Origin of the sequence: Agathobaculum butyriciproducens (assembly GCA_003096535.1) — a bacterium.
GTDB classification, from domain to species: domain Bacteria; phylum Bacillota; class Clostridia; order Oscillospirales; family Butyricicoccaceae; genus Agathobaculum; species Agathobaculum butyriciproducens.
In genome coordinates this window covers 1-23,515 of the sequence record QEKJ01000008.1, presented here as the reverse complement: position 1 = coordinate 23,515, position 23,515 = coordinate 1, and the positions used below count along the sequence as shown (strand labels likewise).

Genomic DNA, 23,515 nt, shown 5'->3' with positions numbered 1-23,515 from the left:
ACTCTTGTTCAATCATGCGGTATTGCCTAATCAAAAAGGTTGTGAGCAAAATGTTTGGTAAACTGAAAAATCTGTTCGGCGGTGATACCGGCATCACCATCGCAGCGCCCACTGCGGGCACGGTCGTGGCGCTCGAAAGTGTACCCGACCCGACGTTCGCACAGGGCATTCTCGGTCCGGGCATTGCGATCGAGCCGGCCGAAGGACGCATCGTTGCTCCGGCGGACGGCACGGTGGATGTGATGTTTGAGACCGGCCACGCCGTTTCCATGACGACGGCGGACGGCGCGGAGCTGCTCATCCATGTCGGTATCGACACCGTACAGCTGGAGGGAAAGCACTACAAGGCGTGCTGCAAGGCAGGCCAGCAGGTCAAAAAAGGCGATGTCCTCATCGAGTTTGACCCGGCGGCCATCAAGGCTGAGGGCTATCAGATTGTAACGCCCATCCTCGTGTGCAACCCGGATGCGTTCACCGTGGAGCCCGCCGCGGGCGGCACGGTCGCCGCAGGCGATGCACTGCTGACATTGAAGAAAAAGTAACGGAAAGGGAGTATTTTTCATGAAAACCGTTGAATATACCATCAAGGATGCACTGGGCATCCACGCTCGACCGGCGGGACTGCTGGTCAAGGAGGCAGGCAAGTTTGCCTCGAAAATCATGATCGCCAGCCCGAAAAAGGAAGTCGATGCCAAGCGCATCATGGGCGTGATGAGTCTGGGCGTCAAGTGCGGCGATACCGTAAAGATTACCATCGAGGGTGAGGACGAGGAGGCCGCTGCAGCTGCAATGCAGGCGTTCCTCGAGAGTAATTTGTAAGGATTTCATTTCGCCGGGTGTGAACGGCGATGAAATAGGGGGACGGAAACGGAGTTCGGCTCTCCCATCCGTCAACACAATCGGCCGCTTCGGCGGTCCACAAAATAAGGAGGGGAAACTCTTATGATGAAAAAACTGCAAAAGCTGGGCAAGGCCTTGATGCTGCCGGTAGCTGCGCTGCCGATCTGTGGTATCCTGATGGGTCTTGGCTACGCGATCGCTCCGGGCGTTATGGGCGTGCCGGGCGCGGCAACGAGCGGTGCACTGTATAACATTGGCTTCCTGCTGGTAAAGGCAGGCGGCGCGCTGATTGACCATATGGCATTGCTGTTTGTCATCGGTGTTGCAGTCGGACTATCCGACGACCGTGAGGGTACCTCGGCACTGGCCGGTCTGGTATCCTGGCTGATGATGACCAACCTGCTGAGCACCGGCGTTGTTACTACGCTGATGCCGGCCATCGCAGACGATCAGGTCAAGACGCTCGCGTTCGATAAGATCGAGAACGTCTTTATCGCGATCATCGCAGGCGTCATTGGTTCTGCGTGCTACAACCGCTTCAAAAATGCGAAACTTCCGGACTGGCTGGCATTCTTCAGCGGCAAGCGCTGTGTTGCCATCGTAACCGGTCTGGTCTCCATTCTCGTATCCGTTGTTCTGCTGTTCGTATGGCCGATCATCTTCAGCGCTCTGGTAGCTGTTGGCGAAGGCATCATCGGCATGGAAGGTATCGGCGCCGGCATCTATGCATTCCTTAACCGTCTGCTGATTCCGACCGGTCTGCACCACGCACTCAACAACGTATTCTGGTTCGATACCATCGGCCTGGGCGACCTGTCTCACTACTGGGCCGGCGACATTACCGGTCAGAACGGCGTTACCTGGAGCCTCGGCATGTATATGTCCGGCTTCTTCCCCTGCATGATGTTCGGTATTGCCGGTGCGGCTCTGGCTATGATCAAGGCTGCGAAGAACAAGAAGGCTGCTATCGGTCTGGTCCTGTCCGCTGCCATCTGTGCATTCATCTGCGGCGTTACCGAGCCGTTTGAGTTCGGCTTCATGTTCCTGTGCTTCCCGCTGTATGTTGTTTATGCAGCTCTGTACGGCATTTTCACCATCATCACCTACTATGTCGGCTTCCGCGCAGGCTTCTGCTTCTCCGCAGGCGCGACCGACCTCGTATTCTCGTCCTTCCTGCCGGCAGCGAACAACACGCTGATGATCATCCCGCTGGGTATCGCAGCATTCGTTGTATTCTATCTGGTATTCTACTTTGCGATCACCAAGTTCAACCTCAAGACCCCGGGCCGTGAGGATGAAGAAGCCGACTTCGCAGAGGTTGACAAGAATGCCAAGCTGGCAAATAACGACTTCACCGCTATTGCAGCTGCAGTCCTCGAAGGTCTGGGCGGCAAGGAAAATGTAGAATCTCTGGATAACTGCATTACCCGTCTGCGTCTGGAAGTCAAGGACGGCACGCTCGTCAACGAGAAGAAGATCAAGGCTGCAGGCGTGGCTGGCGTAATGCGTCCGTCGCAGACCGCAGTTCAGGTTATCATTGGCACCAAGGTCCAGTTCGTAGCCGACGAAATGGCAAAGATGCTGAAGTAACACTGAAAGCAATTCAACGCAGCCTGAAGTGCTCGCACACGGTTTGGAAATACAGCCGCGTGGGAACACCGAATGGTTAAGAAATCGCAACCAATCTAACTAACCTATCTTGTTTGCATATCACGATTGCGCTCCGCGCAATGGAAAGGGCGGGCACATTGCCTGCCCTTTCTATTTCCGGAGACAGAAGAAAGAGGTATTCCATGAAAATCATTCGCGCTAAGGATTATAACGACATGAGTCGCAAGGCAGCCAACATCATTTCGGCACAGGTTATTCTCAAACCGGATTCCGTACTCGGTCTGGCGACCGGTTCGTCACCGATCGGCATTTACGAGCAGCTGATTAAATGGTATAACAAGGGCGATGTGGATTTCGGCGGCTGCACGACCTTCAATCTGGACGAATATCGCGGCCTGACACCCGATCACGACCAGAGCTATCACTATTTCATGCACAAAAACTTCTTCGACGCGGTGAATGTGCCGGCAGAGCGCATCAATCTGCCGGACGGCGCGCAGCTTGACGCCGAGCGGGAGTGCAAGCGCTACGATGCAGCCATTAAGGCGGCGGGCGGCATTGACCTGCAGCTGCTCGGCATGGGCCTGAACGGACACATCGGCTTCAACGAGCCGGACGAGTATTTCTCCAAGGGCACGCATTGCGTGAACCTGACCGAGTCTACCATCGAGGCAAACAAACGCTTTTTCGCGTCGGCGGATGACGTGCCGCGGCAGGCGTACACCATGGGCGTGCAGACCATCATGCTGGCACGGCGCATCGTGCTGGTGGTTTCGGGCGAAAACAAGGCGGAAACCGTCCGCGAAGCGTTCTTCGGCCCGGTAACGCCTCAGGTTCCGGCATCCATCCTGCAGCTGCACACAGATGTTTCCATCGTAGCGGACGAGGCGGCACTGTCTAAGTGCGGCGATTTGCTCTAAAAAGGAAGAGAAGTTATGGAATTTAGCAATTTGAGGGTATATCAGCCGGACGGCACGTTCAAAACCGGCGGACTGTCCATCTCGGGCGACCGGATTGCATCCGCAGAGGTGAGCGCGGATGCGGTGGATATGGGCGGTCTGTACGCCGTGCCCGGACTGGTCGATCTGCATTTTCACGGCTGCATGGGCCACGATTTCTGCGACGGCACGCATGAGGCTATCTCCACACTGGCAAAGTATCAGGCACAGATCGGCGTGGCCGCCATCTGTCCGGCGACTATGACCTATCCGGAGGACAAGCTGACACAGATTGCCGAAGCCGCCGCAACCTATCAGGCGGAGAGTAATGACGCGGCGCTTGTGGGCATCAACATGGAAGGCCCGTTCATTTCCGAGGCGAAAAAGGGTGCGCAGAACGGCGCTTATCTGCATGCGCCGGACGCGGCCATGTTCCGCCGGGTGCAGGAAAAAGCCGGCGGTCTGTTCAAGCTGTGCGATCTGGCACCTGAGCTGCCCGGTTCGATGGAGACGATCGATGAGCTGGCAGGCGAGGTGCGTATCTCGATTGCGCATACGACAGCGGATTATGACACCGCCTGCGAAGCCTTCAAGCACGGAGCCCGGCAGGTGACCCACCTGTACAACGCCATGCCGCCGTTTTCTCATCGGGCACCGGGCGTCATCGGTGCGGCCTTTGACAACGATAACGTGGCAGTTGAACTCATCGCGGACGGCGTGCATGTGCATCCGTCGGTCGTTCGCGCGACCTTCCGGCTGTTTGAGAACCGTGTTATCCTGATCTCGGACAGCATGATGGCGACCGGACTCGATGACGGCGAGTATTCGCTCGGCGGACAGGCGGTTACCGTGCGCGGCAACCTTGCCACCCTGCACGACGGCACGATTGCGGGTTCCGCGACCAACCTGATGGACTGCGTGCGCTCGGCTGTTAAAATGGGTGTTCCGCTCGGTCAGGCGATTCGTTCCGCGTCCACCAATCCGGCGCGCGCTATCGGCGTTGAGCACGATTACGGCTCGCTCGAGCCGGGCAAGCTGGCGAATGTGCTCCTGCTGGATGAGGAGCTGAACATTCACACGATTCTGCTGCGCGGCAGAATGCTGGGCTGAACAGCGATTTGATAAAGAAATGAAATGAAAAGAAACCGGCATCGGAAGATGCCGGTTTTGCGTTGTTTTGGGTTGCATGGTGCGGAAAACTGGAATTTGACTTAATATCCATGGTCAACATGCTGCCACTTTCCGCCATCTGTTCTAACTAAAATCCACTTCCAATCACTGTATGTACTATTTGGATTCAATGACCCGTCTCCACCAGATGAATCAACATCGAATGAAGATAATAAAACAATGACTTCATCTGCATTGTTTCTGTCTGCCCAATCTTTATGATCTTTCGTGCAGTCATCTCCGGCATAGTAAATTTCTGTGAGAGTGCATCCTTTCCAGTCACTCTTAAACTCCTTTTTTATTGTGTCAATAGCGGCTTTAATATCCTCTTCTGAATAGCTCTCAGATTCAACATTATGAGTTTTTACTTCACTGACATCTCCACCACAAGCACTCAAACCAAATAAAAGCATAATACATAGCATTGTACATACTATTTTCTTCATACAAGACCTCCTTAAATTCCGATTTGATATTTCAGCCAATAGTATGCAGTTGAAAACGCCTTACTTCTTCCTCTTTTTCTTCTTCTGCACGCTGTATCCGAACTTGCCGAGATACTTGCCAAGCGCAAAATACTCGCCGTGGGAGTACATAATCAGGTTCGCATCGTTGATATGAAACCGGTCGTTTTCGTCCAGATATTCGTCATCAACCGTCACGCTGACCACCTCGGCGATGAACATGGTATGGCTGCCGAGTGCGCGGCTCTCGGTGACGCGGCAGGCGATGTTGACCGGGCTTTCCGCGATAGCGGGTGCGCTGACATGCTCAACCGGCATGGGCGTCAGACCGGTTTTCGCAAATTTATCCACATCACGGCCGCTGACAACGCCGCAGTAGTCGCACGCGCGCGCCAGCTTTTCGGTGGTGAGATTGATGACAAATTCACCGGTTTTTTCGATAATATCGTAAGAATACCGTGACGGACGAACCGAGATCGACACCATCGGCGGGTTGGTGCAGATCGTACCGGCCCACGCTACCGTGATGATGTTGGGACGGTGTTCTTCATCGGCAACGCTGACCATCACCGCCGGAACGGGATTGAGCATGTTGCCGGGCTTCCAGCTTTGTTTACCCATGTTTATCTCCTTTATTGTGCGTGGGATAGACGGCACGCAGTTGTTTTGAAAGTCTGATTATGCCAGCGGCTGCACCGTATAGCGGAGCCGTGCGGGCGAGTGCGGATACCGACGGTAAAACGCGCTTACCAGTCGGTCGGCAACCATGCGGCTGTTTTCGTAATTCGCCTGCGGCAGCAGGATGATATACTGCGAAATGCTGCATCGAGCGATTACATCGCCGCGGCGCAGATTGTTCTGGACAAGCACTTGCAGATTATTCATTGCGGGGTCCAGACTGCGGCGTGCAAGCATTTCGCCGTCCTTGCCGGAGACCGACAGCAGGCAGATATTCGCTGAATGGCCATTTCGCGCGATCGAACGGGCTTCGGAACGGTACAGAATCTTGAAAAAGTCGTATTCGCATACCATGGCGCCGCCGTGCGGCGCAGGCTCCTCAAGCTGAGAGCAAACCTCGTCCATGGTCAGTGTGCGGTCGTTTACGGTGCGTGTCGCCTGACGATACAGTGTGCGCAGCGTCTCGGACGGCATGACGCCGAAATGCGCAAACAGCTGCTCGCTCATTTCCTCGTAGACCGACATAGCGCCCTTCATATCGCCGGTGCGGAGCAGACCGCGCATGAGGTGCTCATACAGATCCTCCTGATACGGCTCAATATGAATCGCCCGACGGCACAGCGCAACGGCTTCGGCTGTGCGCTCCTGCTTTTCGAGCAGCTCGATCGCACCGGCTGCCGCACGGGTGTACAGGCTGTGATAGTAGGCCACGATTGGAATAGTCCAGATTTCATCGGTCATGCGCGGCAGCGGATCGCCGGCATACAGTGCCAGTGCAGACTGATATTCCGCCAGACGGACATCGTCATCTCCGGCGGCTTCGGCGGCATGAAAATGCGCCTCAAAATCCTCAATATCGAGGGAAAGCGGCATAACGTTGTTCCAGAAGTATCGGCCTGCTTTGCGGCGGATGAGCAGGCGGCCAAGTCCCGGCTGCAGTTTGTCCAGCGCGGTGCGAATGCGGTGAAAGATTGATTTGAGCGCATTTCCGGGATCCGCGCTTTTCTCGCTGTTGCTCCAGTATAGATGGATTAGCTCCTCCTGTGCGAACGAGCGGCCGTGGTTATACAGCATATAGGCCAACAGTGACCATACCCGGCGGGAGCGGTCGTCGCTGTCGGAAATGGTGCGGTCGCCGTATCGAAGGGTAAACTGCCCGAGCATCTGCACTTGTAATGTAGGTCCGTTCATCTTTGCTCCCCACCTTTGTATGATGTGTTCGCAGATTGACGCGTATGACCGCTTACAAAGTCATACGGCATATATTAGAAATATACCACGAAACCGGCAAAAATGCAAACCGGAGAACAGGGAACAGCGGAGCTCCTGCAGGTGCAGCCGCAGATTTGCGGGAGAACTGTCGTTGAGAAAGAATGTATAAAATAACGCGATAGATGAATTGATTTTGTGAAAAATACGAAAATACAGTATGATTTGCAGTAAAACGAACGCACGTTCTTTATTGAATGCTCGATTTCTCTGTCCGGATAGGAGCAAGGACAGGGTATCTTCTGAATAGCATGGACAAATGCAGCTTCAGCGATTTGGAGAATCCTTGCAACTGATTGGCAGAAGTGCGGCTATAAGGGCAACTCAAAAGCGGAAAGGAGATTTTTGAGATTTATCCGCACTAAGAATAACCGTGCGCCGGACGGAGAGGACCGGTACGCTGTCAGATCGACCTGCTTCTTAGCGGAAGACCGGAATACAATCGTACTGCAAGAAGATGGTTTTATTGCTGCCGGACGCATCTCTGCGCAGTGCGATATGGACGCTCAAGTAAAGGAGCTGCTTCAGAGTCGTGCCGCAAAGATATAAGACATTTTACACCTCAGCAGCCGAGCGGGATATTACGGAAAAGCTGATGTACATTATGCAGCAGTATCGGGATACCGCTTTGGCAGAACGGTGGGACAACGCCTTTGCACTTTGATACAGGAGAATTTGACTGTATTTCCGGCTAAGTATCCGCTGTATGATGTAGAGCCGTGGAGTTCTGCGGGAATTCGACAGTATGCTACGCGAAATGACGTGATTTTGTATTCGGTTGATGAAATCCACAGCTAAGTGCACATTCGCAGTGTTTGCACACGCGGTCGAAATTTGGATTTGCATCTGTCGGAGCAGAGCGAAAGCATAGAGTAAAACGAAAAGAGCGGCAAGGCAGCTCCCGATAAGAAAACATCGTGAGGAAAGAGAGAACGGTATAGCTTCGGCTGTACCGTTTTCTCATTTTTCCATTGATGCCGTGACTTTTGACATTTCCAAGGATCCGATACCCTTGTAGTAAATATCGATCTCCTGCATCCGGTTCTTGCCCTTCGGGTCGCTGGCCGCATGGACGATGATTTTCTCCACGAACTCATGGAGGATGCAGGGCGTGAGCTCCGGGATATCCGTGTACCTCTCCACAACGGAGAGAAAACGATCAACATCCGCCGATTTGCTTTTCCCTAGCTCCACTTCTTTCCGAAGGGGACTCGTCAGCACCTTGAGCTCCTGTCCTTCCTTCTCATAGTCCGCAGAGAGCTTCTGAAAGCGTTCATCGGAGAGCTTGCCCGAAATGTTGTCCTCATAGAGCCGCTTGAAGATAGCATCCAACTCTGTGATCCGCTTTTCGGAATCGGCAAGCTGCCGTTTCCGCTTTGCAATATTCCGGTCACGTTGCCGCAGGTCACTGTCCATGACCAGCCTCACAAACTCGTCCTTACTGCGGGAGGCGAAGGAAACGATCTCCCGCGGGAGTCGCTGATGGCTGAGGCGCAGATGTGCCGGAAGGCGTTCTGCCGGGAATAGCGAAAAGAGAACAGCGCAGCTTCGGGGCGAGATGCCCGTCCGCTGCGCTGTTCGATGTTCGCTTATGGGGTCAAGGCAGTGGCTTTACTGCTTGGCCGTATGTCAGCCGATCACTTCTTGCAGCGCCAGAGGAAGGTCACGATCTGCGCTCTGGTGCAATCCGCGTCGGGGCTGAATGTGGTGTTGGTGGTTCCCTTGGTGATGTCCTCCTTGACCGCCCACAGTACCGCGTCGGCATAGTAGGCGGTGGACTTCACATCGGCAAAGGGATTGGCCGTACCCGCTGCCGGGGACTTCTCAGAGCGCCACAGGAATGCGACGATCTGGGCACGGGAGCAGGTCATGTTGGGGCTGAACGTGGTGTTGCTGGTGCCCTTGGTGATGCCGTTTTCTACCGCCCACAGCACAGCGTCGTAATAGTAGCTGCCCGCGGGGATGTCGGTAAACGGCATGGTGCGGGTTTCGGGTTTGGGACTGCCAGCGGCACGCCACAGGAAGGTCACGGCCTGCGCACGGGTGCAGATGCCGTCCGGGGAGAAATGGGTATTATCGGTTCCCTTGGTGATGCCGTTTTCGACTGCCCAATCCACGGCGTCCTCATAATAGCTGCCGGTAGCTACATCCACAAATACGCCGGTCTGGGGGTTGCCGTTGGTCTTCACAAAGATGACCTCGATGGTATGGGTTCTGCGGACATTCTCAAAGGTGTAGGACTTCACCGCGCCGATGCTCTTGCCGTCGATCTTGACGTTGGCGACAGCATAGCCCTTATCCGGAGTGATGGTGAAGGTCTGATCCCGGCCCTCGCGGACGCTGACGCTGCCGGAGGGAGAAATGGAGCCGCCAGCCCCGGCAGTTGCCTTGATGGTGTAGTAGCTGTAGCCGCTGCCGCCACCGCCATTGTAGCGCCAGTGTGCCGTATAGCTGCGGTTGCCGGTGCTGCCCTTCGGGATGGTGACGGTCATATTATTCTCGCCGTCAAGCCCCGTGCCGCTCCAGCCGGTGAAGGTATAGCCGGATTTGGTAGGATTCTTGAGGGTGAAAGCCACCGTTTCAATGGTGTAGGTGTCTGGATTGCCCTCCACAGTGCCGCCGGCCAGATCATAGGTAATCGTGTACTGGTTGACTGTCCACTGCGCCGTCAGCGTGGTTACGACCTCCGGAACGCTTTCACCGGGGGCGTACAGGTTTCCATCGCTGCCAAGCCACTTGAAGTAGCTGCCTGTATTTCCGTCCGGGCGGGTCAAACCGTCGGACGCAGGCGCGGTAAACTCGCTGCCGTTTTTCACGATGATCTGAATAGCATCGGAGCTACCGCCCAGCTTGCCGCCGTTCAGGTCAAGGGTAACGACCTTCAGTCCGCCAGAGCCCAGTGTGTCAGGGTTCAGGACTTCAAGGACGGGGCGGAAACCGACGTACGGGGCGGAGTACGTAGCAGAGTTGCTGCTCCAGCAGCGGGCCGAACCGAGCCCGCGAACCGCACGGAGCAACGCGCCGCCAAAATAAGTATCCTGCCCCCACGAATACAGTATATTCCAGTTTTGGATATATCTGCTGTTCTTGTTCAGCATCGTGTCCCATTCGTTGCTTTGGGGCACGCCGCGTTCGGAATTGCCCGAACCTGTAAAGTTACTTCCCACAGACGGCGCACGCAGCGTATAGTCCACGCCGCCGCTGGCATAATCTTTGCCGAAAATCAGATTTGCGGTATTCAGGGTATCCCAGCTTACATCATTCGTTACGGCATGATCCGCCACAAACAGGCTGTGGGGATATTTGTTCTGCTTTGCATACTCCTCGGTGGTTGCCATCTCCGATGTGAGCCTGTAGGCGTCCACCGTCCCTGCGTAGGTAAAGGGCACATAGTGCAGGGTGCTGTCCGGCAGAGTGCCGTTTGCCGTTCCCGGAATATTCATCGCCGAAAGGTCAAAATAATATCTGCCGCCGGAAGCAAGGGAAAACTGCTCATCCATCTGCTTTCCCACCGTCAGCGCAATGTTTGTAAAATTGCTTGCGTAATCGGTTTTGCGGTCGCCGTTATACTGTTCGCTGAAAACCTTCAGGGTATAGCTGCCCGGTGCAAGGTCGGACGGGATTTTGATTTCAACCGTTCCGCTTTCGGCAGTAGGCTGCGCCACTCTGCCATAATACTGTGCGCCATTGTTATCCGCAATGATGACAGAGATATATTCATTTGCCCCTGTGGTCGCCCCGTTGTAATGCAGCGTAACGGTATCGTCGGGGGCGGCATCGGCAGTTTTTTCCGTTACGGCAAAATTGCGGTTGCTGTCCTTCAACGTCAGCTTCCATTCGTTGCCGCTGTATTCGGGAATCGGGGTCAGCCCTCCGTTGGGCTTTCCGCCCACGGCGGCAGATGCAAAAAGGACAGAGTTCAGATTTAAGTTAAAAGCGGGACGAGCCGCCCAGACACCGCTCACGACGTAAGCGTACACAGGCCCATCGCCGAAGACCACGCCCGCATAAGTGGTAAAGATTGCGTAAGGCGAGCGAAGCCACCACACACCGGCGCTATTGCCATAATTGGCAATACGCGCATTGTCATCGGTAAAACCGTATGCGCTGTTTTCCGCTTCCTCTGCTGAGAGGAAAAATACCTTGTCCCCGTTTAGGATATTTTCAGAGGCGGCAAATGATATGCCACCGGTACTTAATGCTTCATCGCTTTTCGTGGTTGCAAGCACCGCACCCTGCTCGCCGTTGGAAAAACTACTGCCATAAAAGTTATTGCACCACGTTTTCGCCGTACTGCTTTGCCATGCGTTGCTGGTATTTCCGCTGTTATCAAAATACACGTCTCCGTACCTGCCTGTCCCAAGCAGCGCATCGGAGAGCAGGAAAAGGCCGCTTTCCCCGGTGTTGGTCTGGTCGTCCAAAACCCGCCATTTGATTGGTTCTTCATCCCATGTTCCGAAATAGATGTTATCGTTCTGCCCGCCGCTGATATTGGCGGCAGTCCCGCTGTCCACAAGCTGGATCGCCTTGTCGTTTTCTGCCCCCGCCGCAAACGCCACGGTGGGGAGCATACACGCCGCCATGCAAAGGCAGAGCAAGATACTGAGTATTCGTTTTTTCATTGGCTTTTCTCCTCCTTTTCGTGTCGGGTGGGCTTGTCCGTCCCGTCTTTTTTCTGATTTTCTCTTTTTCTGAGCTGGAAGCACAGCGCGGTGATGACCACTGCCGCTGCAAAGGAGACAACGGCCACCAGCACGTAGCCCCCCGCGTCCTCCCGCAGCAGCATCGCGCCGAACGCACCCCATGCTTCCGGTTGCCCCGGAGCGACGACCGTGCCCGCCGCCTGCATCAAGACCGCGAACAGCAGCATACACATAGCACTCAGTCCATAGATGCCGCGCCGCTGCCTCCGGCGGGTGTTTTCCCGCACCCGCTGCTTGACGAGTGCGACCCGTCTTGCAGTATCGTACATTTCGTTTGCCCCCCCTTCCGGTTTGTCTGGAACTGTGATAAAAACCCTTTCACTTATATAGGTACAAAAAATCGAAAAAACTCTCACCCAAAACGCAAAATTTTTCAAAAAAATTGAGAGCCGCCAAAAAGCAGCTCTCAAGGAGGGAATGTTCGGTTATTTCCTCCGCGATAAGCGGAAAGCGGACAACCTTCCCACCGCCACCAGCAGCACCGGCAGGGCGTAGGCGATGTACTGCGCCGCGCCGCCGTAGGCGATGAGCAGATTGTAGATGGCGTGGAGGGTGATGGCCGCGCCCAGCAGCCCGCAGGTGCCGGCCACCTTCAGCCACGTCCGCTGCCACGTGTATGCAAGGCCACCGCCCACGATCAGGCCGCAGAGGACGTGCATCGCGCCCGTGCCGAAGCCACGGAAGAAGATGAAGGAGAAGCGGTCCGCGCCGTTCTGGATGAGATAGCAGACGTTTTCAAAGGTGGCGAAGGCGAGGGCAATCGTGATGGCGACGGGCTTGATTCTATCCCCCTCCGGCTCAAACACCAGAAGATAGAACACCAGCGGCAGCAACTTCATGATTTCCTCCACCACCGGCGCAATCTCCGCCGTGGCGGCAAGGGCGTCCGCCTGACATACCGCCGCGAGGAAGGTGTTGATATAGGCCGAAAGCAGGCACACCCCCATCCCGGCAATGCAGAACAGGAAGAAGCGGAGCTGCCGCCTGCCCATGCACAGGGCGGCCACCAGCAGGGGAGATACCATGCAGAGGAAGATGTTTTCGATGTAGGTCATGCGTCCACCGCCCTTCTCGTGGCGGGCAGCAGCCCCAGAATGGCAAACGTCAGCAGCATATCGCACCAGAAGGTGGGGCTTGCGGGAGAAGTATCCGGCCAGAAGCAGCCCGCCGTCCAAAGCAGATATTCCGAGACAGCAAAGCACAGCACCCCTATGTGAAACCACCGCATATTCCGCGCCGCGCCCGTCTGCCCATTGGCGTATACCAACCCCCGGATGGCGCAGTAAGAGAGAACGATCATCATGCCGCACCAGATCAGGTTGGAGAGAATATCCCCGAAAGCACAGTAGAACGTCAGTAGCGGCACGCCGAACGCAGGCGCGAGCCACGCCCTGCGGCAGCGGAAGCCTCGCTCATCTGCTCCCGCCAGAGTGGCCTGCAAAATGCGCAGGAAGATGAGGCTGGCCACCCAGCCGAACTCCGACACATAAAAGACCCGGGGCGTGGTATCGAACAGCAGCAGATACAGCGTCCAGTAGAGCGCGCCGAGGGCAAAGCAGCCGTAGAAGCAAAGCAGCAGGAAGTAAGCCTGCCTGCGGCTTTTCCGGTAGGCGATGCCCGAAAGCAGCGCGCCGACGAACGTGGTCAGTAATTGCAGCAGGTTCTCAATCAGCTCCATGAATCCCCTCGCGTTCTTTGTTCTGATCGTCCTCCCGGTTCATCTGCCGCAGCCGGAAGCACAAAACGGTCACGCACACGCCGAGTAAAAACGCCAGCAGTCCGATGACAATGTATCCCAGGGCCGCGCTGCCGTGAAAGATGCTGGCCGCCGTTTCAAAGCCGGAATAATCACCGGTCTGGATGCTTGCGGCAATACCGGGCATGGCGAGGGACGCACCGATGAGCAGAGCAAGGCACGCCGCCACGGCGGAAGCCATGGTGATCGTATTGTACCGCCGCCGTTTCTCTCGCTCAATTTTGGCGATGCGCCGTTTTGTCTCCGCGACCCGTTCCTCATGACTCCGCATTTGTGATCCCCTCCCGTTCCAGCAGCCTTCGCAGGCTCTCTTTTCCACGATACACCATATTGGTGATCTGCTTTACTGTCTTTCCCGTGACCTCCGCCGCCTGCGCGTAGCTCATATCCTCGAAATAGGTGAGATAGAGCGCCTCCCGATAGTCCGGGTTCATTTCTTCCATACAGAGATGCAGAACGCGGTTGCGTTCCTCCGTCCGGATAATCTCCTCCACCAGAAGCCGCCCATCCGGCTCGCCGGTCAGTTCGTCAAGACTGAGCAGGAACTTCTGCTTGCTTTTGCGGCGCAGCGCCATGTGCCGCGCCGCCTTATAGACATACGCCTTGAAGCCGCCATCTCGAATGCGCGGCTTTTTCGTGAACAGATAGGCAAAAACGTCAAGCATCAGCTCCTCCGCCTCGTGAATGTCGTGCAGATAGCCGTCGATATACAGGGTCAATGAATCGCCGTATTTTTTCATCAGGGCCTCCAGCCCCGCGTCGTCACCGTTCAGATATTGGCGGTACAGGCTCTCGTCGCAGACCATAGCGTTCACTTCCTTTTTTGCGGATGCTAAAATGCAGAGGGCTGTCCGTCAGGTGCTTGTCCTGACAGGCTCGAGGTGCCGTCCCTTGAAGCGCGGGTCAGAAGTTTTTTCTGCGTCCTCCGGGATCGCCCATGAGCGCCCGAACTGGGACACGCCGGAGATCCATCCCTCGGCGCAATGCTGGTTGCCCCGACGCCCTGATACGCCCCAACGGCAGGACGCCTCCCGAACGGAGATATAGCCCTTGCCCCCGTTCATACCGCACCTCCGCATGGATAATACTCAACATGATGCATTATATACGAATATCCGAAGAAACACAAGACTACCGGCGAAGTGTTCAGCGAAAAGTTGCGGATAAGATTGCTGTTTTTGAGAGAGTCCTCCGCAAGCTGGCCAAAACGGCTTGTTGGGATTGCAGTATGGGGAGAGGAAAATACGGGGCACGAAGTAGTCAGCAAGCACAGCAAGCGAGTACTCGCTTGCGGATTTTGCGCTGTTCAGGTCCCTTGCCCGAACAGTCAAAATTGCTTGCTGGGGCGCGGGTCTCCGGTGGAGACCTCAAAGCGTGAAACGCTTTGAAGCGCTGACCGAGCCGACAGGCGAGACCATCCCAGACCCTTATGAAGAACGGAGGGCGGCGCTGACCGCCGAGCGTCAGAAGGCGCGGCGGGAGGAGCAGGACTACGCCGCCGTGCGCCGGAACGTGGAGGAGTTCCTGTCCCCGCCACGGCAGAAGGATATGGAACTGAAATGCCCCCTGGGACAAACTTTTTGCCGCGATCTGCGTTTTCCCCTGAGCTTTTGCCGAAACGTCAGATATAATGAAGATATAAACGATTTTGAAGGAGGTGAACCCCATGACAAGAGGCGAGGCATTGCCGCTCTTTTTTATCGTTCCGGCTACCACATAGTAGCCTGCGCAGTAGCCTCGATTTTACTCCATGAAAGCTGCCCCCCAAACCGTAACAAAAAACCGCCCATTCCAACGGAACAGACGGTTATCAGTGGTACGCCCGGTGCGATTCGAACGCATGGCCTTTGGAGTCGGAGTCCAACGCTCTATCCAGCTGAGCTACGGGCGCGAGTACATGATATAGTATACCAGTCTTTCGCGCGTTTGTAAAGCGGTTATTGCGGGGTATTTCGGTCGGATTGTGCCGAAATACCCCGATTTCCGTCTTACGCCTGCGCGTCGTCCGGCTTTTTCTTCTTTTTGCGCTTGCGGTAGCGGTCCTCCTCGGAGAAAACACAGCCGCAGTAATTCTGCATGTACAGACCAAGCTCACGCGCCTTGTCCTGTCCCTCACGGAAGCGGGGAGAGAAATCGCGGTGCAGGTACTCCACACCGTATTTTTCGGCCATTTGCTCGCAGATTTGGCGCATCAGCTCGTGATTCTGGTACGGGCTGACAAACAGGGTAGAGGTAAACCGGTCGTAGCCATGCTCGGCGGCGTAGCGCGCGGTTTCCTCAAAGCGGAGCGCATAGCAGGTCGCACAGCGGTTGTCCCAGTTGGGATAAACAGCTTCGATGAACTTGCGCAGGCCGTACTCGTTCTCAATCTCCAGCTTGAGATCAATGCTTTTTGCATACTCAACGAGCGTATTCTTGCGCATTTTGTACTCTTTCATCGGGTGAATGTTGGGATTGTACCAAAAGCCTACCGGCTCGATGCCCTCCTGCCGCAGCGTGTCGATACACGCAATGGAGCAGGGCGCACAGCAGATATGAAGAAGTGTTCCGGACAAAAAATCAAACCTTTCTGAAAAGTATTCGTGTTATTTCACGCCTTTTTGATCGGGTGGCGAAGGACGGTTTTGCGTTTCTCCGGCGCGGTTTTGCGCGGGTCGGAGAGATAAATCTCGTGGTGCAGCCGTTCGGCGGTGAGATCGTTTGCATAGCCGTTCTGTGCGAGATACTCGTCCATCACCGCAACAGACGCAGGCTCGTCGTCATAGGAGCCAACGTGCATGATCTGCACGCACAGACCTTCCTCAATCGTCAAAAACTCGGCTGAGGAGCAATCCAGCTGTTTCTTTTTTGCAGCCGTCTGTACCGCCCAGTCAAAATCCGTCTTGGTCACAAAATCCGGCAGACGAATGACGGAAATCCAGTGGAAACTGGATTTATCCGCATAATTTACACCGTCTACATCATCCTGCCGCCAGAAACCTTCCAGCGGCGGAACAACATATTCAAAGAAGCCTGCGATTTTATAATCGGTCTTATAGCTCATTTTCAGCGTGTAGGCCACGGCATACAGTACGCTGATGGCCTGCTGATATGCACCGCCGTCCTCGTTCGGGTCGCCAGTGCCGCGCACGGCAATGTAGTTCATTGTTGGCACTTCGACAAGCTGCGGCTTGCTTTTCGGCATGTAGAGTTCTCTATACTCTTTTTTGAAGTCGAATGGCATAGCGTTCTCCTTTATTTCTTCCAGTGCTTGAGGGTCGGCACGATGGCTTCCATATGGGCGCGAACCTGCTCTGCAGGCCAGCTTTCGGTTGCCATATGCGTTACGCAAACGTCAATCAGCTGCTCTTTCGTGGTGTATTTGAAGGTTCCGTCGACATAGCACCACATGCAGTAGTCCTCGTTAAAGGAGCCGTCCGGCTCTTTACTGGTGATGGAATCTTCAAGCGGCATGCCGCAGCATTGGCAGATCAGCTGCCGCGGAGAGCCAAGCAGCGTATTGATCGACACGTTAAAGAACGCGGAAAGCAGCTTGAGCGTTTCGACATTCGGCGTGGTTTCACCGGTTTCCCAGCGGGATACCGCCTGTCGGGTGACAAAAATTTTTGCAGCCAGTTCGTCCTGTGAGAGACCTTTTTCGGTTCTGAGATGATATAAAATATCCTTTGTATTCATAATCGAACACCTCCGAGAGGTAAGTGTATCATAGGATCTTTTTACGGACAAGCAACATGCGGTTGCGGTATCGGACAACGCCTGTCAGCAACCTGCCGGCTTAATTATTATACCTCGTTTCCGGCCTACTTGCAAACCCTGTCGAAAACCGTTATACTGAGATTAGATTGACCCGGAATTCTGATCAAAGGAGGAATATTCTCATGAAGGATATTGCATACTATAACGGAAAAATCGGCCGCATTGACGAGGTGCAGGCGCCTATCACCGACCGCGGTTTTTACTTCGGCGACGGCGTTTACGATGCGGCAATGGTGAACAACAAGAAGATCTTCGAGCTTGAGGATCATCTGGACCGCTTTTACAACAGCCTGAAGCTGCTCCGCATTGAGCCGCCGATGCAGCGTGACGAGCTGACAAAAACGCTGAACGAGCTGGTGTCTCAGCTGGATTCGGATGCGCCGCATATGCTGTACTGGCAGTCCACCCGTGCAGTGGCACATCGCATGCACGCGTTCCCCAAGGGCGGCAAGGCCAGCCTGATGGCATTTTCCGAGCCGTGCGGACTGGACCGCCAGGATCATCCGTACAAGCTGATTTCGGTCGAGGACACGCGTTTTCTGCACTGCAACATCAAAACGCTCAACCTTATCCCGAACTGCATGGCGATGCAGCAGGCTGTTGAGGCGGGCTGTGACGAGGTTGTATTCCACCGCGGCGACCGCGTGACCGAAGGCGCACATTCCGGTCTGGCGATGCTCAAGGATGGCGTGTTCTGCACGCCTCCGGCGGATAATCTTATTCTGCCGAGCATTACGCGCAAGCATTTCCTTACACTGTGCGACAAGCTCGGTGTGCCGACCCGCATTGCACCATTTACTGTGGATGAGCTGAAAAATGCAGATGAGGTGATGATCCTGTCCACCGGCACGCACTGCGTCGGCGCATGCGAGCTGGACGGCAAGCCGCTCGGCGGCAAGGATCCTGCGCTGCTCGATAAGCTGCAGAAGGCGTATCAGCAGTGGTTTGACGAGGAAACCGCAAAATAATGGAGAATTGAAAATGGATAATTGAGAATTAACTCAATAACGCGCATTGCGTGTATCCGTCATTTTCCATTCTCAATTTTCAATTTGGAAAGGACAAAAGAATGCCCAACATTGTTATCATTGGCGGCGGACCGGCGGGACTGAGCGCTGCGATTTATGCGGTACGCGCCGGCATGCAGGCAACCGTTCTGTATAAGGACGGTGGTGCGCTGGCCAAAACGGACAAGATCGAGAATTATTTCGGCTTTATTGAGCCGGTTTCCGGGGCAGAGCTGCTCGAGCGCGGACAGAAGCAGGCTGAACGTCTGGGTGCAGTTTTGCGGCAGACCGAGGTAACCGGTATTGAGTATGCGGCGCAAGGCTTCACGGTTAAGACTGCGGACGGCGTGTTTGACGCGGATGCGGTCATTCTGGCAACCGGTTCGCCGCGTGCTGTGCCGAAAATCGAGGGCGTAGCCGCATTTGAGGGCCGCGGCGTCAGCTACTGCGCCATCTGTGACGCGTTTTTCTATCGCGGCAAGGACGTTGCCGTGCTCGGTCAGGGTGAGTATGCGCTCGAGGAAGCGCGGGTGCTGCTGCCGGTGGCGCGGTCCGTTACGCTGCTGACCGATGGCAGCGAGGCTCCGGCGGATTTGCCGGATGGTCTGCGCGTGAAAACGCGCAAGGTAAGCGCGATCGAGGGCGATGAACTGGTGTCGCGCGTGGCGTTTGCCGAAGGAGAATCGCTGCGCGTTTCCGGCGTGTTTATCGCCTATGGTACGGCCGGCAGCGGCGATTTTGCCCGCAAGCTGGGCGCGCAGCTGGACGGCACGCACATCAAGGCGAACGCCGACGGCTCGACGGCTGTGCCCGGCCTGTTTGCGGCCGGTGACTGCACCGGCGGTCTGCTGCAGGTGGCAAAGGCCGTAGCGGATGGCGCCGAGGCTGCAATGAGTGCGGTGAAGTTCGTGAGAAAGTGAAGAAAGCACCGCATACCTCGGTATGCGGTGCTTTTTTATGCGGTTTTGACCGGGGCATTAGCCCTCGTAATCATCCTCATTCTCCCAGTTGTGCCAAACTGCCTGCACATCGTCGTTATCCTCGAGGTTGTCGAGCAGCTTGCGCATCTGCGCCATATCCTCTTCCTTCTCAAGGGTGATGTAGTTCTGCGGAACCATCTGCAGCTCGGCCTGTGCGAAGGTGTAGCCTTCCTTCTCAAGTGCCTCACGAACGGTAGAAAAATCATCCGGAGCGGTGTAGATTTCGAAAACGCCTTCCTCAACGAGAAAATCCTCAGCGCCTGCGTCGAGCGCCTGCATCATAACAGCGTCCTCGTCCAGACCTTCGCTCTCCATAATGATAACGCCCTTCTTATCGAACTGCCAGGATACGCAGCCGGAAGCGCCCAGACCTGCGCCGTACTTGTCGAACAGGTGACGAACGTCTGCAACGGTGCGGTTCTTGTTGTCCGTCAGGGTCTCAACAACGACTGCAACGCCGCCTACGCCGTAGCCCTCATAGTTGTTTGCCTCGTAATCGACCTGACCGTTTGCACCGGAGTACTTATCGAGCGTGCGCTTGATGTTGTCGTTCGGCATGTTGTTGGCCTTTGCCTTTGCAATGCAGTCGCGCAGGCGAGCATTGAAATCCGGATTAGCGGAGCCGCCTTCCTTGATTGCGATTGCCATTTCACGGCCGATTTTGGTGAAAATCTTTGCTTTTTTTGCATCGTTTGCGCCCTTACGCTTTGCGATGTTATTCCACTTGGAATGTCCCGACATGGTGAGTGTCCTTCTTTCTTTTATATCATCTAAAATATTAACTGTATAACACGCAGAACAATTTTAACAGGTTTTTCACTATTCTGCAAGTCCTGCGAGTATATTTTTCACGTTTGCGGTGCAGAATAGCATTGCAAACGAAACGAGGTGAGCCAAATGAGCAAGCAGAACAAGAACCGGAACCAGCAGGGTCAGCAGAATCAGCAGCAGAATCAGAGCCAGCAGAATCAGAAAAACGATCAGCAGAACGGCTGATATTTTTTCCTGAGCCGATGGGTGTGCCTGTCGGCTTTACTTATTTTTATCTATTCGCTGAAGATTTCGGAATGGGTGCAGTCCGGACGGCTAGGGGGTCCGCCGCACCTGCGGCGGCGGGCACAAGGGTGGACACCAAGGTTTCCACCCTTGTGAATCCCGTTTCCTTTATTTCTTAGTCTGGCGCAGATCAGAGAGCGGCGACCGCTTCGAAATAGGGGAACGGCAGAGGATTTTTACTTCTGTACCTTTCTCAACCTGTTCGCAGTGTCAGATTCCTTACTGCTATACATACCGGCTGCTCTGCGCAACTCGTTCGTCTGGTGGCTGCGGACGGCACCTGCGGATTTAATCATTGATAACATTTAACATGTATCGTTCATTATTTGGTACTGATGATACCGTCGCGTAATTCTCCATTCTCCATTTTCAATTCTCAATTTGCTTTACTTTCCGAGGTTTTCATCCCGGTATTTCTGAATCGCTGCCAGAAACTCCTTGCCGTATCGTCTTGCCTTTGCGTCGCCTACGCCGCGGACGGACAGCAGATCGAACTCGCTTGACGGCTGTTTTGCAGCCATATCAGCGAGCGTTGCGTTGGAAAAGATAACGTACGGCGGCACGCCTGCGCGTGCTGCAAGGCGGGTTCGCACATCACGGAGCGCATCGAACAGCTTTTCGTCCACATCTTCCGCAAGAGCCGCGTACTGTTTGGCTGCTGCCGGCTTTTTCTCCTTGGGCAGCTTGACGCGGAATTCACCGCGTCCGCGCATGAGCGCATTGCCGCTGCGGGTCAGTACGAGCACGCCCATACGCTCGGAATCGACGATCAGGTGGCCGCGCTCGAGCAGCATGTCAATCAGCCGACGGACATACACGGCGGTGCTGTCCGGCATGATATTATAGGTGGAAAGTGTATCCAGATGGAACTGCGTGATTTTTTCGTTCTTGCTGCCGGTCAGAATGGCCGAAACGACGGTTTTGCCGAACGCACGGCCGCGTTCATCCAGACGGTATACGCACGAGAGGATTTTTCGTGCGTCCATGGTTGCATCCACTTCCTCGAAATTCGTGTCGCAGCTGCTGCAGTGTCCGCACGACAACGGCGAATTTTCACCGAAATAGCGCAGAATGTAATGCCGCAGGCACTCGGTGGTGGTGCAGTAGAACGTCATCTGCTTGAGGCGTTCGCGGTCGCGCGCGATGAGCTGCTGACGGGTTGTCTCGTCAATGGTTTCGTCCTCGGTTTCATGGCTGCGCTCAATCAGAAACTCGGCCATGCGCACATCCTGTCCGCTGTACAGCAGAATACAGTCGGCGGGCTGACCGTCTCGACCGGCACGGCCGGCTTCCTGATAGTAGCTCTCCATATTTTTCGGCATATTATAGTGGATAACGAACGATACGTTGGATTTGTCGATACCCATGCCGAATGCGTTGGTAGCGACCATAATGGTCTTGCGGTCGTACAGAAAATCGTCCTGATTCTCGCGGCGCTCGTCAGGATCGAGGCCCGCGTGATAGCGGGTGGCGGGCAGACCGCGGCTGAGCAGCAGATCGCAGATCTCCTCCACGTTTTTGCGGGTGGAGCAGTAGACGATGCCGCTTTTATCCTTGCGCTCGTTCAGCAGCTGCAGCAGCTTCATGCCCTTGGAGGTCGGCTGTTCGACAGCAAAATACAGATTTGGACGGTCAAAACCGGTGGTCTTGATGAAGGGTTCGTGCAGACCGAGTGCCTGCACAATGTCGTCACGAACCTCAGCTGTTGCGGTTGCCGTAAACGCGGAAACGAGCGGCCGCTCAGGCAGTTCGGCGAGAAAGTCGAGGATTTTGAGGTAGCTTGGACGAAAATCCTGTCCCCATTGAGAGATACAGTGCGCTTCATCGACTGTGACCATCGAAATCGGTACGCGCTTGGCAAATTCGAGAAACGAGGGAGCGGTCAGGCGTTCCGGCGCAACATACAGCAGCTTGTATTGCCCTCGTCCGGCGAAGTACAGCGCGTCGCGGAATTCCTCCGCACTCATCGCACTGTTGATGCACGCGGCAGGAACGCCTGCTTCCACAAGCGCACCGACCTGATCCTTCATCAGCGAAATGAGCGGTGAAATGACCAGCGTCAGACCGGGGAACAGCATAGCGGGCACTTGGTAACAGATGGATTTTCCCGCACCGGTCGGCATAATGCCGAGCGTATCCCGGCCGGAAAGGATGGCGCGAACCAGCTCGTCCTGTCCGGGACGGAACGAATCGTAGCCAAAATATTGTTTGAGAATGTCCTGTGCGGTCATGTTCTGCTCCTTACATATAATAGTTATAACTGCCGGCGGCTTTCTCGATTACGGTACGGCTGTTTTGCGTGACAGGCACATCGCCGTTATATGGCGCAACGCCGTCTTTCTGCGCAAACCGTTCTACGATTGGCAGGCTCGTTCCGTCGGCAAATACCGAAATGGTGATTTCCTGACCGGGCAGATATGGTTCAGCCATCAGCGTATTGCCATAAATTTCAGCACTGAGAAGCAAATCGCGGGTTTTGATAAAGTTGGCAGACGTATCACGGCGTACAACGCCCTGACTGCCGCGCCTGCTGCAAGCGTCGCGCGAATGCCCGGTACGGTATCTGAAATACCCGGTCTAAATCCGTATACAGATCGGGATTGGAAACCGGTGTTGCAGCGTCCACGCCGTGCGTCCACAGGCAGTACGCGATATCTGCGCCGCTGGACTTCATTGGCTTGCGTGAACCGTTCACTGCAGGTGGTTTGTGATCCTGATAGAGAACCGCGATTTTTATGGAATCACTTCTTTATATAGTATCGTGCAATTATCTTATCACGTTTTTAGAAAAATCTCAATAGTTTGAAAAAAGTGCTTGACATTTGATCTTGGATTTGGTATCCTATTAAAGCTGTCTCTGAGAGACAAGCGCAAAACCGAAAAGTTTGATTTAGAACGGCTTGATTCTTCAAAAAAGAATTTGAAAAAAGTTCTTGACAAACGCTTCCGGTTTTGATATAATAAATAAGCTGTTGATGAGCAGTTAAGAACAACGAAAAGTTGTGAAAACTCTTTGAAAACAGCAGATTGTACCTTGTAAATTAAACAACGATGTGCTTAAACTTTTGTTCGATATGAACAAGGTTGTAGTGCGAACCTGAAATTTCGAGAGTTTTTTTACTCTTGGTAAATCGCTGGAAGTCACAACTCCAGTTAAAACAAAGTGACACGTCAGACTCTAAAGTCGATTTTAAGAACTTCGGTTCTTTAAATACAATTTTTAGAGAGTTTGATCCTGGCTCAGGATGAACGCTGGCGGCGTGCCTAACACATGCAAGTCGAACGGA

At 54.7% G+C, this 23,515-nt stretch carries 25 protein-coding genes, 1 tRNA gene and 1 rRNA gene; 9 read left to right on the top strand and 18 right to left on the bottom strand.

Going from position 1 to position 23,515, the window contains the following annotated elements; translation table 11 throughout:
• Positions 1-50: 50 nt before the first annotated feature.
• The 5 genes from C7386_RS07675 to nagA all read left to right on the top strand — a co-directional run bounded on the left by C7386_RS07675 (position 51) and on the right by nagA (position 4,499).
• Positions 51-542, top strand: a complete 492-nt coding sequence (locus C7386_RS07675; RefSeq protein ID WP_116705195.1) for a PTS sugar transporter subunit IIA — start codon at positions 51-53, stop codon at positions 540-542.
• 19 nt (positions 543-561) lie between these two features.
• The gene (locus C7386_RS07670; RefSeq protein ID WP_116705194.1) at positions 562-819 is read left to right on the top strand and encodes an HPr family phosphocarrier protein; all 258 of its coding nucleotides are present in this window, start codon (positions 562-564) and stop codon (positions 817-819) included.
• A 123-nt stretch (positions 820-942) separates the two neighbouring features.
• Entirely contained in the window at positions 943-2,430 is a 1,488-nt protein-coding gene (locus C7386_RS07665) for a PTS transporter subunit EIIC (RefSeq protein ID WP_116705193.1), read from the top strand.
• Between the two features lie 203 nt (positions 2,431-2,633).
• Positions 2,634-3,371, top strand: a complete 738-nt coding sequence (gene nagB / locus C7386_RS07660) for a glucosamine-6-phosphate deaminase (RefSeq protein ID WP_110435539.1) — start codon at positions 2,634-2,636, stop codon at positions 3,369-3,371.
• 15 nt (positions 3,372-3,386) lie between these two features.
• A complete protein-coding gene (gene nagA / locus C7386_RS07655) occupies positions 3,387-4,499 on the top strand; it encodes an N-acetylglucosamine-6-phosphate deacetylase (RefSeq protein WP_116705192.1) in 1,113 nt (370 codons plus the stop codon).
• 101 nt (positions 4,500-4,600) lie between these two features.
• Here nagA and C7386_RS07650 read toward each other — a convergent pair whose 3' ends face one another.
• From C7386_RS07650 to C7386_RS07640, 3 genes are read right to left on the bottom strand one after another with little or no spacing between them, the layout of a single operon-like run.
• The gene (locus C7386_RS07650; protein ID WP_110435537.1) at positions 4,601-5,005 is read right to left on the bottom strand and encodes an LptM family lipoprotein; all 405 of its coding nucleotides are present in this window, start codon (positions 5,003-5,005) and stop codon (positions 4,601-4,603) included.
• 60 nt (positions 5,006-5,065) lie between these two features.
• Positions 5,066-5,644, bottom strand: a complete 579-nt coding sequence (locus C7386_RS07645; RefSeq protein ID WP_116705191.1) for a flavin reductase family protein — start codon at positions 5,642-5,644, stop codon at positions 5,066-5,068.
• Positions 5,645-5,701: 57 nt separating this feature from the next.
• Positions 5,702-6,892 (bottom strand): AfsR/SARP family transcriptional regulator, encoded by a 1,191-nt coding sequence (locus C7386_RS07640; protein ID WP_116705190.1) that lies wholly within the window; start codon positions 6,890-6,892, stop codon positions 5,702-5,704.
• 610 nt (positions 6,893-7,502) lie between these two features.
• Between C7386_RS07640 and C7386_RS13725 the strand changes: the two genes are divergently transcribed.
• Positions 7,503-7,634: a hypothetical protein gene (locus C7386_RS13725; protein ID WP_275945119.1), complete on the top strand. Its 132-nt coding sequence runs from the start codon at positions 7,503-7,505 to the stop codon at positions 7,632-7,634.
• Between the two features lie 296 nt (positions 7,635-7,930).
• Here C7386_RS13725 and C7386_RS07630 read toward each other — a convergent pair whose 3' ends face one another.
• The 11 genes from C7386_RS07630 to C7386_RS07570 form a co-directional block, all read right to left on the bottom strand.
• The gene (locus C7386_RS07630; RefSeq protein WP_207655860.1) at positions 7,931-8,386 is read right to left on the bottom strand and encodes a DUF4368 domain-containing protein; all 456 of its coding nucleotides are present in this window, start codon (positions 8,384-8,386) and stop codon (positions 7,931-7,933) included.
• A 221-nt stretch (positions 8,387-8,607) separates the two neighbouring features.
• Entirely contained in the window at positions 8,608-11,592 is a 2,985-nt protein-coding gene (locus C7386_RS07625) for an S-layer homology domain-containing protein (protein ID WP_116705188.1), read from the bottom strand.
• Complete coding sequence (locus C7386_RS07620) at positions 11,589-11,942, bottom strand: glycosyltransferase (protein ID WP_116705187.1); 354 nt, start codon at positions 11,940-11,942, stop codon at positions 11,589-11,591. The genes C7386_RS07625 and C7386_RS07620 overlap by 4 nt, the downstream gene beginning before the upstream one ends.
• Positions 11,943-12,098: 156 nt before the next feature.
• Complete coding sequence (locus tag C7386_RS07615) at positions 12,099-12,728, bottom strand: PrsW family glutamic-type intramembrane protease (protein ID WP_252197209.1); 630 nt, start codon at positions 12,726-12,728, stop codon at positions 12,099-12,101.
• Entirely contained in the window at positions 12,725-13,351 is a 627-nt protein-coding gene (locus C7386_RS13720; RefSeq protein WP_252197210.1) for a histidine kinase, read from the bottom strand. The genes C7386_RS07615 and C7386_RS13720 overlap by 4 nt, the downstream gene beginning before the upstream one ends.
• A complete protein-coding gene (locus tag C7386_RS07605) occupies positions 13,338-13,700 on the bottom strand; it encodes a DUF4179 domain-containing protein (protein WP_116705185.1) in 363 nt (120 codons plus the stop codon). Before C7386_RS07605 ends, C7386_RS13720 begins: the two co-directional genes overlap by 14 nt.
• Positions 13,687-14,235 (bottom strand): RNA polymerase sigma factor, encoded by a 549-nt coding sequence (locus C7386_RS07600; RefSeq protein ID WP_116705184.1) that lies wholly within the window; start codon positions 14,233-14,235, stop codon positions 13,687-13,689. Before C7386_RS07600 ends, C7386_RS07605 begins: the two co-directional genes overlap by 14 nt.
• Positions 14,236-15,243: 1,008 nt before the next feature.
• A tRNA-Arg gene (locus C7386_RS07585) sits at positions 15,244-15,320 on the bottom strand.
• Positions 15,321-15,417: 97 nt separating this feature from the next.
• Positions 15,418-15,984: an epoxyqueuosine reductase QueH gene (locus tag C7386_RS07580; RefSeq protein ID WP_110435533.1), complete on the bottom strand. Its 567-nt coding sequence runs from the start codon at positions 15,982-15,984 to the stop codon at positions 15,418-15,420.
• Positions 15,985-16,019: 35 nt separating this feature from the next.
• Entirely contained in the window at positions 16,020-16,652 is a 633-nt protein-coding gene (locus C7386_RS07575) for a GyrI-like domain-containing protein (protein ID WP_116705181.1), read from the bottom strand.
• Between the two features lie 11 nt (positions 16,653-16,663).
• Positions 16,664-17,104: a zinc ribbon domain-containing protein gene (locus tag C7386_RS07570; RefSeq protein ID WP_116705180.1), complete on the bottom strand. Its 441-nt coding sequence runs from the start codon at positions 17,102-17,104 to the stop codon at positions 16,664-16,666.
• A 203-nt stretch (positions 17,105-17,307) separates the two neighbouring features.
• On the opposite strand from C7386_RS07570, the gene C7386_RS07565 reads away from it, so the two are divergent.
• Together C7386_RS07565 and C7386_RS07560 are read left to right on the top strand one after the other, a co-directional pair.
• The gene (locus tag C7386_RS07565) at positions 17,308-18,153 is read left to right on the top strand and encodes an aminotransferase class IV (RefSeq protein WP_116705179.1); all 846 of its coding nucleotides are present in this window, start codon (positions 17,308-17,310) and stop codon (positions 18,151-18,153) included.
• A gap of 101 nt (positions 18,154-18,254) precedes the next feature.
• Entirely contained in the window at positions 18,255-19,112 is an 858-nt protein-coding gene (locus C7386_RS07560) for an NAD(P)/FAD-dependent oxidoreductase (RefSeq protein WP_116705178.1), read from the top strand.
• Between the two features lie 57 nt (positions 19,113-19,169).
• Here the strand turns inward: C7386_RS07560 and C7386_RS07555 are convergent, their stop codons facing one another.
• The 4 genes from C7386_RS07555 to C7386_RS13455 form a co-directional block, all read right to left on the bottom strand.
• Positions 19,170-19,913 carry a YebC/PmpR family DNA-binding transcriptional regulator gene (locus C7386_RS07555; protein WP_110435528.1) on the bottom strand — a complete coding sequence of 248 codons (744 nt, stop codon included), beginning with the start codon at positions 19,911-19,913 and terminating at the stop codon, positions 19,170-19,172.
• Positions 19,914-20,614: 701 nt separating this feature from the next.
• The gene (recQ, locus tag C7386_RS07550) at positions 20,615-22,459 is read right to left on the bottom strand and encodes a DNA helicase RecQ (protein WP_110435527.1); all 1,845 of its coding nucleotides are present in this window, start codon (positions 22,457-22,459) and stop codon (positions 20,615-20,617) included.
• 10 nt (positions 22,460-22,469) lie between these two features.
• On the bottom strand, positions 22,470-22,658 hold the full coding sequence (locus C7386_RS07545; RefSeq protein ID WP_110435526.1) for a hypothetical protein: 189 nt from the start codon (positions 22,656-22,658) through the stop codon (positions 22,470-22,472).
• 67 nt (positions 22,659-22,725) lie between these two features.
• Positions 22,726-22,902 (bottom strand): hypothetical protein, encoded by a 177-nt coding sequence (locus C7386_RS13455; protein ID WP_165815498.1) that lies wholly within the window; start codon positions 22,900-22,902, stop codon positions 22,726-22,728.
• 543 nt (positions 22,903-23,445) lie between these two features.
• On the opposite strand from C7386_RS13455, the gene C7386_RS07540 reads away from it, so the two are divergent.
• Positions 23,446-23,515, top strand: a 16S ribosomal RNA gene (locus C7386_RS07540); the annotation flags it as partial.